Source organism: Pseudomonas sp. UF-293 (assembly GCF_058245595.1).
This window is the reverse complement of the sequence record NZ_JBSICA010000055.1, coordinates 1-13,426: the sequence shown is the minus strand read 5'-3', so window position 1 is coordinate 13,426 and position 13,426 is coordinate 1. Positions and strand designations below refer to the sequence as shown.

Below are 13,426 nucleotides of genomic sequence, written 5' to 3'. Positions count from 1 at the left end.
ACGCAATTGGCGCTGTTCGAAGGCCGCCTTGCGGCAGCGTTAAGCCCGATTGACGAACTGCCGGATCGCTCGGCCCGGCTGTATGGCGCGACCCCGGCGAAAGCGGGCGTGACGGTGGTGTTTCCGCCGGCGCAGCACGGGGAATTGCGGGGGTTGCTGGAGAATATTCGCGCGGGGGTGGCGGGGGTTTCGAAGGCGAGTCTGGTGCGGACGGAGGGGATGGGGTTGGTGGTGGTGTTGGTGCAGGTGGTGAATTTGGTGGGGGTTTATCGGGAGCTGCGCAGGCAGGCCGTAAATGAAAGAGTGTGGACCTCGTTGATGAATTCAGTCGTTGCAACGGGAGCGGCGGGATTTAGTGCCGCACAAAGTCTTGCTGATACGGCGTTAAAAGTTCGCTGCGCTTCTCTAGTGGCAAGCGTTCAGCTCCATGCCTTGCAGACCGTGCACGTGCAGATGGGGAAATTGCATGTGGGATTGGGTTTTTTTACATATTTGTCAGGGTTGGCTTCTTCTACGAACAGTTTTGTCACGCAGCGCAAAAACTGGGAACAGGCGGTTCGCAGTGGAAATCATTCGGCGCAAAGCGCAGCTGCATTGGCGACGATGGGAGCTGGTGGCATGACATCAGTTAGTGGCTATGGTTTGACCAACACTGTCCACTCCACATTCAAGGTATTGAAGGCGTCAAGTAATGCCGCTCGTAGAGCTGCTTGGGCCGCTGCTGGCACACGTTTATCCACCGTCTTTTTCCGCTTCAATCTCGCTGGAGCACTTTTTACTGTTCTAGAGCTGGGGGGTAGCTTGCTGTACAGCCGCTACAACATCAGTGCTCACGATAAATGGTTGAAAATCACACCGTGGAGTAGGGATAGCGAGATGCGTGGCGACCACTCACTTGATGACTATCAAAGTTATCTGGCTTTTTTAATTCACGCACCTTACGCGCAGCTTGGCCCAAATCTGTACGACTCTTGGCTGAAGGATCTTTTATTCAAAGCCAAACCCAGCGATATTCACTTAGCATTGCCGACCCTAACGCTGAATGATCTGCTGCCTCCGTTTGGCGGCAACCCAACCTCCCGTTTAGGTATCGGCGCGCACCGCATTTCAATTCCGCTGCACAGTCGAGGAGCACCACGAGAGCAGCGAGATGTCATTAGTGACGAGATTTTAAGCAGCCTGCGCATCGTGAAGTCCAGCCCAGAAGGACTGATACTTTGTCTCCAGTATCCAGCGGGCCTCGGGTCGGAATTTGTTCCCGCGAAAGAAACGCTGGAATTGGCTGTGTGCGTTCAGACATTGAATAAAAAAGGTGAATGGGCATCTCGAACTCGCGTCATTCACCTCGATCCGCGTGGTGAGGGTCATTTTGGGGTTGTTACTCCCCAACAGGTCAAAGAAAAACCACCAGTTTTGCTGGTTGAGGCTCACCTGTTAGAAAGAGCTGACCATGCTGAATAATCACGATGATCCATTAGCAACTCGCCCGCTTCGACAGCCTAGAAAGACCGGTGACATTGAGGCGTTTCCGAGCGGAAAAATTACCTATCTCGCGCCCTTGCCATTACCAACATCAATGCCAGCTTACGGTCCGCATATTGGTGAACTGAATGACGTTTATATGGATTTCGGTTTAGGGACACTGGAGGTTTTTTCTTGGCAAGTCATTTTAGGCGGACCATTCAGCGGCACATTAATGATCGCGTTTCTATATCCACTGATGGGAGGGTTTATAGGACTTCTGTTCGGTGATAGCTGGGAGTTCATTAAAGAAGTCATTGAGGGCATTTTTTTTGCCATTTACAAATTGGCTTTCTCAACGGGTTTAATTGCCTTGTTTATTGGCCTAGGCGTCTGGCACCACGTCCACAAAACCCGCGCCACCCTCATCCCAACCCGCTTCAACCGCCAACGCCGCGAGGTCTGCTTCATGCCCGAAGGCGCCACCGAACCAGTCTTCGTTCCATGGGAATCGCTCAGCGCGTGGATCATCGAAGCCAAGGGCGCCACCCAATTCGGCATCCACCGCCAATACGGCATGGGCATCGGTTTCTACCAAGGTGAAACCCTCATAAGCCAGGAATTCCAATGCGCCGGCCTGGAGCTCGCGATCAGCCATTGGGAGGCGATTCGTGGCTACATGGATTACGAGGTCAACGAACTCAAATCGATCCAGGACCTGCAAGACCTTCAAGGCCCGGACGACCCACCCCACGAAGGGCTGCACACTTTCCGCAATGCCCGCGCGCGGGTGCACCAGGAGATCCATGAAGGCCGCCGCTCGCGGCTGTCGGGGTTCTTTTGGTACCTGTATCACGTCATGACTTTATGGACGATTCCAAACCGTTTGGTCGAATGGGAAGTGCGGCGTCTGGAAAGAATCGGCAAGCAGGCGCTGCCGGAAGTCATGCGCGCCTGGTCTGAGCCGCTGCCGAAAGAGCAATGGGCCAAGCCCAGTGAAGAGTTGCTGCGGCTGAGCGAACAAGTGCGGCGGATGCACAAGCGCCAGCCGCATCGGCCGATTACGCAGATTTTCGCTGAGGTTGGCAGGCGGGCTGTGGACTGATGCAGAGCTGTTTTGTGACCAGAGGGAGGGAGGTTTTTTGCCTGTTTGAGCGCCTTCGCGAGCAGGCTCGCTCCCACAGGGGACCGCGCTGGATGCGGATGTTTCGGTTGATATTGGCCAAAGTGGGAGACCCTCGGGGTGGCGGCCATTTCTCAGTTGTTGCTACCGGGTCGGTCAAGCAAAACCCGATGGTTATGCTGGTTGAAACTCAATACCTCGAATGGGCTGACCATGCTGAATAATCACAATGAGCCTGTTGTTGATGCGCAATGTGAAGTGATCAGAAAAGCGGGCGATGTAGAGCCGTTTCCAAGCGGAAAGATTACCTATCTCGCACCGTTGCCACTGCCCACACCGATTCCCCCTTATGGTCCACATATCGGTGAGCTCAATGATGTTTACATGGACTTCGGATTAGGCCAGCCGCAAGTTTTTATGTGGCAAATGACGTTGGGGGGGCCGGTCAGTTTAGCGGTTATGGTCATTTTCATATTCCCCTTGATTACGGGAATGCTGGGTGTCGTATTCGGCTATGGTCCAACACTCATTTGGGAATCAATAGTGGGTATATTCCAAGCAGGATATGAAAGCGCTTTACTGACCGAGCCTTTGATTCTACTGATCGGCCTGGGCGTCTGGCACCACTTCCATAAAAAACGCCTCTCCCTCATTCCAACCCGCTTTAACCGCCAACGCCGCGAAGTCTGCTTCATGCCCGAGGGCGCCACCAAACCAGTCTTCATCCCATGGGAATCGCTGTCCGCGTGGATCATCGAAGCCAAAGGCGCCACCCAATTCGGCATCCATCGTCAATATGGCATGGGCATCGGTTTTCATCACGGCGATACCCTCACCAGCCTCGAATTCCAATGCGCCGGCCTGGAGCTCGCGATCAGCCACTGGGAAGCGATTCGCGGTTACATGGAGTACGAAGTCAACGACCTCAAATCGATTCAGGACCTGCAAGACCTTCAAGGCCCGGACGACCCGCCCCACGAAGGCCTGCATACTTTCCGCAATGCCCGCGCGCGGATGCATCAGCAGATCCGTGAAGGCCGCCGCTCGCGGTTGTCGGGATTTTTTTGGTACCTGTATCACGTCATGACTTTATGGACGGTTCCCAACCGTTTGGTCGAATGGGAAGTGCGCCGACTCGAAAGAATCGGCAAACAGGCGTTGCCGGAAGTCATGCGCGAATGGTCCGAGCCGCTGCCGAAAGAGCAATGGGCCAAGCCCAGTGAAGAGTTGCTGCGGCTGAGCGAACAAGTGCGGCGGATGCACAAGCGCCAGCCGCATCGGCCGATTACGCAGATTTTTGCTGAGGTTGGCAGGCGGGGCTGACTGGGCGGTGCAGGCAGGTTCGATAGCTTTCGCGAGAAGGCTCCCACAGGAGACCACGCTACAAATGTGGGAGCGAGCCTGCTCGCGAAGGGGGCCGCTCGGTCAGCACAAAAATCTGCGCGCTCGCGCTCTGCTAGAATCCGCCCCATTCATTGCCAGAGACTCTCCCATGAGCGAGCCGATTCGTCTGACCCAATACAGCCATGGCGCCGGTTGTGGCTGCAAGATTTCCCCGCAGGTGCTGGAAGTGATCCTCGCCGGCAGCGGCGCACAGAACCTCGATCCAAAACTCTGGGTCGGCAATGCATCGCGCGATGACGCGGCGGTGTATGCGATCGATGCAGAGCGTGGTGTGGTGTCGACCACCGATTTTTTCATGCCGATTGTCGATGACCCGTTCGACTTCGGCCGCATCGCCGCGACCAATGCGATCAGCGACATCTACGCGATGGGTGGCGATCCGTTGATGGCGATCGCGATCCTCGGCTGGCCGGTGAATGTGCTGGCGCCGGAAGTGGCGCGGGAAGTGATTCGTGGCGGTCGCTCGGTGTGCGACGCGGCGGGCATTCCGTTGGCGGGCGGGCATTCGATCGATGCGCCGGAGCCGATCTTCGGCCTCGCCGTCACCGGTCTGGTGGAAAAGCGCCACATGAAACGCAACGACACCGCTACCGCCGGCTGCCTGTTGTACCTGACCAAACCATTGGGCATCGGCATCCTCACCACTGCGGAAAAGAAGGGCAAGTTGCGCGCCGCCGACGTCGGTGTCGCCCGTGACTGGATGTGCACCCTGAACAAACCAGGCAGCCGCTTCGGCAAACTTGCCGGCGTTACGGCGATGACCGACGTCACCGGTTTCGGCCTGCTCGGGCACTTGGTGGAAATGGCCGATGGCAGCCAGTTGACCGCGCGCATCGCCTACGACCGCGTGCCGCGTCTGGACAGCGTCGAGTACTACCTCGATCAGGGCTGCGTGCCGGGCGGTACGCTGCGCAACTTCGACAGCTATTCGAGCAAGGTCGGCCGCGTGCAGGAGTTGCACAAACGCGTGCTGTGCGATCCGCAAACCAGCGGCGGTCTGCTGATTGCGGTCACGCCTGAAGGCAATGACGAGTTCCTCGGTGTCGCCGCCGAACTGGGCCTGAGCCTTGCGCCGATCGGCGAACTGGTTGAGCGACAGACGAACGCGGTCGAGGTGATTTGATGCTCCGCGACTGCACCGACTACCGCGATATTTTCCTCAACGACCGGCCAATGATGGATGCCCGCGCGCCGGTCGAGTTTCACAAAGGCGCGTTCCCCGGCGTGGTCAATCTGCCGCTGATGAATGATCTGGAGCGGCAGAAGATCGGCACCTGCTACAAGCAGCATGGCCAGCAGGCGGCAATCGAGCTGGGCCACCAGATGGTGTGCGGCGCGGTGAAAGCCGAGCGCATCCAGGCCTGGGCCGACTTCGCCCGGGCTCATCCCGATGGTTATTTGTATTGTTTCCGTGGTGGCTTGCGCTCGCAGATCACCCAGCAGTGGCTGCGCGACGAGGCGGGCATCGACTATCCGCGCGTCGGCGGCGGCTACAAGGCAATGCGCAGTTTTTTGATCGACACCCTTGACCAGGCCATCGCGCAGTGTGATTTTGTTTTGCTCGGCGGCATGACCGGCACCGGCAAGACCGAAGTGCTGGTGCAGTTGCGCAACGGTGTGGATCTGGAAGGCCACGCCAACCATCGCGGCTCCAGTTTCGGCAAACGTGCCACCGGGCAGCCGTCGAACATCGATTTCGAGAATCGCCTGGCCATCGACTTCCTGAAGAAACGCGATGCCGGGATCGAGCAGTTTGTGCTCGAAGACGAGAGCCGCGTGGTCGGCAGTTGTGCCTTGCCGCTGCCGCTGTATCAGGGCATGCAGCAGTACCCGATGGTCTGGCTGGAAGATCGTTTCGAGGATCGTGTCGAACGGATCCTGCGTGATTACGTCATCGATCTGTCGGCGGAATTTGCCTCGCTGCACGGCGAAAACGGTTTTGCCTTGTTCTCCGAACGTCTGCTGGAAAGCCTCAACAACGTACAGAAACGCCTCGGCGGTGAGCGCCATTCGCGGATGCTGGTATTGATGGAACAGGCGCTGGCCGAGCAGGGCCGCAGCGGCGCGGTGGACCTGCATCGCGGCTGGATCGAGGGTTTGCTGCGCGAGTATTACGACCCGATGTATGTGTTCCAGCGCGAGAAGAAGGGCGGGCGGATCGAGTTTGCAGGAGAGCGGGGGGCGGTGATCGAGTATTTGCGCGCGAGGGCGAGCCAGAAGGCTTGAGGCGCAAGCGACTGGCCTCTTCGCGAGCAGGCTCGCTCCCACAGTTGAAATGCGGTTCCCTGTGGGAGCGAGCCTGCTCGCGAAGACGCAATGTCAGGCGCTGCAAAACTCAGGTCGGGCAAGTGTCCTTACCGTTATCCAGCCCCTGCTTGTAGCTATGACTCTGCAAACTGGCCTTGCCGTTGTGCCACTTCAGGGTCAGCACATACAGCGAATCGAAGTCATCGCCGGCCCAGTCATCGGTGATTTTCTGCCGCTCGCCCACCGCATTGCCGGCGACCTTGTTGATCAGCTCCGGCAGATAACCGTGAGACCACGCGGTGTAGATCGTCGAGTTGTGGTACTTCTCGTCCAGCAGTTCGCGGGCCAGATCGCTGGTGTCGTTGGCGGAGAACTCGATGTTCACCGGCAGCCCGAGCTTGATCGCGGCCGGGCTGATGGTCATCAGCGGACGAATGTAGCTGTAGGAATTGTCCAGCTCGCCTTCCTCGACGTTGCGCGTAGGGTTGGCGGCGAACACGTAATCGGCCTTGCCGAATTTTTCCGGCAGCAGGGTCGACAGGTCGATGGCGCGGTTCAGGCCCTGGCAGTTGAGCTGGCCGAGACCGCCTTCGGGCTTTTCCGCATGACGCAGGAACACCAGCGTCTGCGTGCCGTCCGCCGGTTGTGCGCGGCTTTCACTGGATTCGAGGGACAGAAACAGCGCGCTGACTGCCAGCAGGGAGGGCAGGGCCACGTACGCGCGATGTTTGAAGCGTTTGGCGAAACTCATCAGGTTCGTCATCAGTTCGAGGGTTCTTCAGCAAAATCGGTTAAGGCTGACAAACCTTGGCACCGCGGGCTCCCAGCACCGGGTGTTTCCCTGTCGTGAACAGCTTCCTCTGCGAGAAAGGCATAGCTCTGAGTCCTGTAATGCCCGTTTGGTTCGATCCGGGCCAGTGCGCAGCACTCTAACGGCAACCTTTGCGGGCATGCAGGCAGGTTAACGACAGGATGTTACGGTTCATGTAGGCGCGGCGGCAGGCCTACTTTATGATCGGTTTTCAATTTGTGACTGGATGCTTCCAATGACCGATCTGTCTGCATTCCCGATTACTCAGAAATGGCCGGCGCAGTACCCGGACTGGATTCAGCTCTACTCCCTGCCGACCCCCAACGGCGTAAAAGTGTCGATCATGCTCGAAGAGATCGGCCTGCCGTACGAGCCGCACCGGGTCGGTTTCGACACCAACGACCAGACTTCGGCAGAGTTTCTGTCGCTGAACCCGAACAACAAGATCCCGGCGATCCTTGACCCGCATGGTCCGGAAGACCAGCCGCTGCCGCTGTTCGAATCCGGCGCGATCCTGATTTATCTGGCCGACAAGAGCGGCCAGTTGCTCGCCCAGGAAGGCGCGCCGCGCTACGAGACCATCCAATGGCTGATGTGGCAGATGGGCGGCATCGGCCCGATGTTCGGCCAGCTCGGTTTCTTCAACAAATTCGCCGGCAAGGATTACGAGGACAAGCGCCCGCGTGATCGTTATGTCGAGGAAAGCAAACGCCTGCTGAACGTGCTCAACACCCGCCTCGAAGGCCGCGACTGGATTATGGGCGAGCGCTACACCATCGCCGACATCGCCACGTTCCCGTGGGTGCGCAATCTGCTTGGCTTCTATGAGGCTGGGGATCTGGTCGGCATTCAGAATTTCCCCAATGTCACGCGGGTGCTGGAGCGGTTTCTCGCGCGCCCGGCGGTCATTCGCGGCCTGACCATCCCGTCCTGACCCACCGCGTTCCCCTGTAGGAGCTGCCGAAGGCTGCGATCTCTTGATCTTGTTTTTTTAGGATCAAAATCAAAAGATCGCAGCCTTCGGCAGCTCCTACAAAGATTGTTGCACCTGCAGTAACGCTCTCTTGATTGATCCAGGTTTGTCCCGCACCCGCCGCAAGGCATAAGCTTTCCCCCCTACGACTTTCGTCTCATCCGCTGTTTTCAGGAAAGGCCCCATGTCCAGTCAGTTCCCCGAAGCACGTCCCCGCCGTCTGCGCCGCAATGCGAGCCTGCGCAGTCTGTTCCAGGAAACCGAGTTCAGCCTGAACGATCTGGTCCTGCCGATCTTCGTCGAGGAAGAGATCGACGACTTCGTGCCGATCACCAGCATGCCCGGCGTGCAGCGCATCCCCGAGCGCAAACTGGCCAGTGAAATCGAGCGCTATGCCCGTGCCGGCATCAAGTCGGTGATGACCTTTGGCGTGTCCCATCATCTCGATGCCAACGGCAGTGACACCTGGCGCGAAGACGGTCTGGTGTCGCGGATGTCGCGCATCGCCAAGGACGCCGTGCCGGAAATGATCGTGATGTCCGACACCTGCTTCTGCGAGTACACCGATCACGGTCATTGCGGCGTGATGCACAACCACGAGGTCGACAACGACCAGACTCTGATCAACCTCGGCCAGCAAGCGGTGGCCGCAGCCCGCGCCGGAGCTGACGTGATCGCACCGTCGGCAGCAATGGACGGCCAGGTGCGCGCGATTCGTCAGGCGCTGGACGCCGCTGGCTTCACGCAGATACCGATCATGGCCTATTCGACCAAATTCGCCTCGGCGCTGTACGGCCCGTTCCGCGAGGCCGGCGGCAGCGCGCTCAAGGGCGATCGCAAAAGCTATCAGATGAACCCGATGAATCGCCGCGAGGCCCTGCGCGAATCGCTGCTCGATGAGCAGGAAGGTGCCGATGCGCTGATGGTCAAACCGGCCGGTGCTTACCTCGACATCATCCGTGACATTCGCCAGGCCTCGAACCTGCCACTGGCGGCGTATCAGGTCAGCGGCGAGTACGCGATGATCAAGTTCGGCGCCCAGGCCGGTGCGATCGATGAAGATCGCGTGGTGCGCGAAAGCCTCGGCGCCATCAAGCGTGCCGGTGCGGATCTGATCTTCACTTACTTTGCGATGGATCTGGCGTTGGCGGGAATTTAATCAACGCTGCAAATGCAACTGTGGGAGCGGGCTTGCTCGCGAATGCGGACTGTCAGGCAGCGCATCTGGCACTGACACACCGCCTTCGCGAGCAAGCCCGCTCCCACAGTTGAAGGGTGGTTTGTCAGCTGAAGAACGGGCGGATGCCGTGATCGCGGAAGTAGCGTTCGATCACTTTTGGATCAGCACTGTTATCCGCAACCGCGACATAAGTGTCCGGCCGCACCAGATAAAACCCGTTGCGCCCCAACCCTGCCGTTTCAAACGCCGGTCGCCAGTCGAACACATGCAGCGGCAAGTGATGTTCATTGCACCAGGCGATCATTTCGTCGCTGGTGTCGCCGTAGACATGCGCCTGCCAGCACGGTTGCCGTAGCGGCTCGAAATTATCTCCCTCGCCATCATGCGCCCACGGCAAGCGGTCACCGCCATGCACGTGGCCGGCTTCGCCCTGGCTCAGCGGCATGCCGCGATAGTTGAGGGTGACTTGCGAGACCGTGCGAAAGAGGAACTCGCGGCTGGCTTCGAACGACGCCATTCTCGGTATCAGAAACGGCGCCACACGCATCCGTAGCAGATCGGCCATGCGCCCCTCGGCGGTGACGAAACTGAAGACCTTGTCGGTGGTGGACACCAGCCGGCGAGCGAAGGCGATGCGCTCGGTTTCGTAGGTGTCGAGCAGCCTCGGTTCGGCACCACCACTGAGCACGGCGGCGAGTTTCCACGCCAGGTTGATCGCATCGCCAATGCCGGTGTTCATACCCTGGCCACCGGCCGGACTGTGCACGTGGGCGGCATCGCCGAGCAGAAACGCCCGGCCGCTGCGAAAGTGCTCCGCCACCCGGTGATGCACGCGGTAGGTGGAGAACCAGTGCACGTCTTCGATATGCACTTTCAGGTGTTCAATGGCGCGGCTGCTGACGTCGGAAAATTGCAGGGTGTCGGCACGCTCGGCACGTTCGTCACGCACCGTGCCGATCAGTCGCGCACGGCCTGCGCCGGCCAGGGGGAACACCGCGAGAAAGTCCGCTTCGTCGAGGTCCAGATGCAGCTCGCCATTCAGCGCCGGGCCGCTTGCCGTGACGTCGGCGACGTAGAAAATCTGCTGGTAGGTACCGCCGGGGAAATCGGTGTCGAGGGTTTTGCGCACCACCGAACGGGCGCCGTCGCAACCGGCCAGATAGCAGGCCTGGCAGACTTCCTGGCCGCCATCGGGCAGGCGCAGATGGGCGGTGATTGTGTCGCCGGTTTCTTCGAAGCTGTCCAGCGCGGTATTGCGCTCGACGCTGACGTCGTAATCAGCGAGGCGCTCGAGCAGCAGCCGTTCGTGCTCGTCCTGCGGGAAGATCTCGACGAAGGCGTAGGGCGTCAGGCCTTCGCCGATGCGCTTGAGCGGCAACTGCGCGACGGGCTTGCCGTTGACCCAGAAATTCGCCGCCGCAACCTGATGACCGCGACGCACGATGGTGTCGGCGAGGTCGAGTTGGCGATACAGCTCAAGGGTGCGTGCCTGCACGGCCAGAGCGCGGGAAGTGGTGCCGGGCGCGGAGGTCTTGTCGATGATGCGCACACGCACGCCGAGTTTGCTCAGCCACAGCGCCAGGACCAGACCGGTCGGGCCGGCGCCGATGATCAGCACGTCGCTGCGGTTCATGGGGCTGTCCTCTTGTGGCTGTGCAGCAAGTATGGATCAGATGTAAAGGCTAGCCAGTTCCGGCCGCTGTGGGAGCGGGCTTGCTCGCGAAGAGGCCGGATCAAGCACCACAAAAACCACAAAGGCCCCGCAACCGTGAAGCTGCGGGGCCTTTTCTACGACGAAACGACGCTTAGAAGTCGATCGTCCCCGACAACTTCGCCACTCGCGGTTCACCCTGGGTCAGGTAGCCGCCCTGAGCCGATTCCCAGTACTTCTTGTTCGCCACGTTTTCAACGCCGAACCGCACGGTCACGTCCTTCTCCGACACCTTGAACGCATAGCGCGCACCCGCGTCGAAGCGGTTCCACGTCGGCAGGCTGAGATTGTTGGCGGCATCCGCGTATTGCCCGCCGGTGCGCAGCATTCGCGCGTTCAGCGCGACGCCTTGCAGGCCCGGCACGTCCCAATCGACGCCAGCGTTGAACTGGAAGGTCGGCACGCCGATGGCGTGGTTGCCGTCGTTGGCGCCGTTGAGGGTGTTTTTCAGTTCGGTGTCCATCAGGGTCAGGCCGCTGATCAGGCGCAGACCATCGATCGGCTCGCCGAACACGTTCATTTCCACGCCTTTGTTGATCTGCTCGCCTTCGCGGACGTAGGTGCAAGTGGTAGCGCTGTTGATTTCGCAGTAGCCGTCGCTCGGCTGTTCGATGCGATAAACGCCCAGGCTCGCGCCGTAGGTGCCCATGTCGACTTTCACGCCCAGCTCGGTCTGCTTGGAGCGCTTCGGTGCGTAAACCTCGTTGCCGTTGGTCACGCGGAAACCGCCGGAGCTGGTCGGCGAAGTCGGCCCTTGGGCCAAACCTTCGATATGGTTGGCGTAGAACGACACATGCTCCCACGGCTTGAACACGATGCCGTACACCGGCGTGGTGATCGACTCGTCGTAGCTCGACGAACGCGGGCCGCTGCCGTAGCTGGCGTAGCTGTAACCCTGCACCACCAGTTGCTGACGACGCAGACCGGCGGTGACCAACAGGCGATCATCGAAGAAACCGAGGGTGTCAGAGATTGCGACGCTGCGGTTGAAGGTTTTGCCAACGATGCCTGGATCGTTGAGATCGCCACCGGCGAAATTACCGACCGGTGCCGGAGTGGTGATCGGATGGTAGATGTTGTTCGAGTAGCGGGTCAGGTCGAAGTCATAGGCACTGCGCTGCTCGGCCCAGATCCCGGTCAGGCCGAAATTCAGCTTGTGGCTGACAGGGCCGGTGTTGAATTTGCCATTGAGGCCGGCCATGACGCTGGTGTTGTCCTCATCATGCGGGACGAACGAGCCGGTGGTGAACGAGGCGCCGCTGTTGCCGACCAGCGTGGTCGAATTGTAGCGGCCGACTTCACGGGTGTGCTTGGCGCCGCCAGCGGCGTAAGCGGTCCAGTTGTCGTTGAGGTCGTACTCGGCGCGGAGCATGCCGAAGGTGTCTTCGATGTCGGTGTAGCCCCACTTCGGCGCGTAGTTGGTGTCCGCCGATGGCGCGTCCGGGATGTGCGTGGCGGTGCCGAGGTTGACCGAGCTGCGGCCACCGTTGACGCGTTCCTTCTGATAGGCAAAATCACCGGAAACCCGCAGCGCATCGCCGCGATAATCCAGGCCGATGGCGAACAGTTTCGAGCGCTGGTTCTCGTGATCGATGCCGGTGTCGCCCTCGCGTTGCGACAAATTGACCCGCGCGCCGAAGCGGTTGTCTGCACCGAAACGCTGGCCGATGTCGAAGTGATGACCGATGCGGCCTTCGCTGTTGATGTCGGTGGTGTAACGGCGCAGCGGCACGTCGCCCGCGCGTTTTGGTTGCAGGTTGACGCCGCCGCCGATGCCGGAACCCGTCGGGGTCACGCCGTTGATGAAGGCGTTAGGGCCCTTGAACACTTCCACGCGCTCCAGCGCATCGGTGGAAATGATCTGCCGGGGCAACACGCCGTACAGGCCGTTGTAAGAGATGTCGTCGCCATTGAGCGGCAGGCCGCGAATCATGAACACCTGCGCCTGGTTGGAAAAGCCCGAGGCCTGGCGCACGGAGGAATCGTTGAGCAGCACGTCGGCGACGTTTTCCGCCTGCTGGTCCTGGATCAGTTGCTCGGTGTAGGACGCCGCACTGAACGGCACGTCCATCATGTCCTGATTGCCGAGCACGCCCAATTGGCCGCCGCGCGCAACCTGACCGCCAGCATAGACCGGGGGCAGGGCGTTGGGAGTCGGGGCCTGGGCATTGACGTTGACGTCGTCGAGCACCAGTTCTTTGCTGTTGTCTTCAGCGGCGTGGGCGGTGACGGTCAGGGAGCACAGCAGGGCAAGCAAAGTCGGGCGGAATGGAGCGCCGAGTCGAGCTGAAGCGGGCATGTCGGATACCTGGAGGCGAACGGCCAATGAATAAAATAAGGGCGGCGCGGAACTCCTTGCGCTAATGCGACTCCAGGCGCGAATGATAGGGTTTCGCAGTAACGTTTTGCAATCAGTTTGTCATCAGCCCGTAGGAGCTGCCGAAGGCTGCGATCTTTTGATCTTGATGTTGACTTTGATCTGCAAAAAGCAAGATCAAAAGATCGCAGCCTTCGGC

Annotated in this window: 9 protein-coding genes and 1 pseudogene; 7 read left to right on the top strand and 3 right to left on the bottom strand. The window is 59.7% G+C overall.

Annotation, left to right across the window (positions count from 1 at the left end):
- The 5 genes and pseudogenes from AC4IHP_RS27600 to mnmH form a co-directional block, all read left to right on the top strand.
- Window positions 1–1,461: pseudogene (locus AC4IHP_RS27600) on the top strand (toxin VasX); the annotation flags it as partial.
- Entirely contained in the window at window positions 1,451–2,566 is a 1,116-nt protein-coding gene (locus tag AC4IHP_RS27595; protein WP_490833255.1) for a hypothetical protein, read from the top strand. The pseudogene AC4IHP_RS27600 and the gene AC4IHP_RS27595, both read left to right, overlap by 11 nt.
- 201 nt (window positions 2,567–2,767) lie before the next feature.
- Window positions 2,768–3,907, top strand: coding sequence for a hypothetical protein (locus AC4IHP_RS27590; protein ID WP_490833254.1), 1,140 nt, complete (start codon window positions 2,768–2,770; stop codon window positions 3,905–3,907).
- 169 nt (window positions 3,908–4,076) lie between these two features.
- A complete protein-coding gene (gene selD, locus AC4IHP_RS27585; RefSeq protein WP_136493794.1) occupies window positions 4,077–5,111 on the top strand; it encodes a selenide, water dikinase SelD in 1,035 nt (344 codons plus the stop codon).
- Window positions 5,111–6,214, top strand: a complete 1,104-nt coding sequence (mnmH, locus tag AC4IHP_RS27580; RefSeq protein WP_490833253.1) for a tRNA 2-selenouridine(34) synthase MnmH — start codon at window positions 5,111–5,113, stop codon at window positions 6,212–6,214. The genes selD and mnmH overlap by 1 nt, the downstream gene beginning before the upstream one ends.
- Window positions 6,215–6,323: 109 nt before the next feature.
- On the opposite strand, the gene AC4IHP_RS27575 is transcribed toward mnmH, so the two are convergent.
- Entirely contained in the window at window positions 6,324–6,998 is a 675-nt protein-coding gene (locus AC4IHP_RS27575; RefSeq protein WP_039763430.1) for a hypothetical protein, read from the bottom strand.
- A 283-nt stretch (window positions 6,999–7,281) separates the two neighbouring features.
- Between AC4IHP_RS27575 and AC4IHP_RS27570 the strand changes: the two genes are divergently transcribed.
- Both AC4IHP_RS27570 and hemB read left to right on the top strand, forming a co-directional pair.
- A complete protein-coding gene (locus AC4IHP_RS27570) occupies window positions 7,282–7,980 on the top strand; it encodes a glutathione binding-like protein (protein ID WP_490833252.1) in 699 nt (232 codons plus the stop codon).
- A 223-nt stretch (window positions 7,981–8,203) separates the two neighbouring features.
- Complete coding sequence (gene hemB, locus AC4IHP_RS27565) at window positions 8,204–9,178, top strand: porphobilinogen synthase (RefSeq protein ID WP_460120245.1); 975 nt, start codon at window positions 8,204–8,206, stop codon at window positions 9,176–9,178.
- A gap of 124 nt (window positions 9,179–9,302) precedes the next feature.
- Here hemB and AC4IHP_RS27560 read toward each other — a convergent pair whose 3' ends face one another.
- Window positions 9,303–10,832, bottom strand: a complete 1,530-nt coding sequence (locus tag AC4IHP_RS27560; RefSeq protein WP_490833251.1) for an FAD-dependent oxidoreductase — start codon at window positions 10,830–10,832, stop codon at window positions 9,303–9,305.
- A 172-nt stretch (window positions 10,833–11,004) separates the two neighbouring features.
- Window positions 11,005–13,209, bottom strand: coding sequence for a TonB-dependent receptor (locus AC4IHP_RS27555; RefSeq protein ID WP_460120241.1), 2,205 nt, complete (start codon window positions 13,207–13,209; stop codon window positions 11,005–11,007).
- Window positions 13,210–13,426 lie beyond the last annotated feature (217 nt).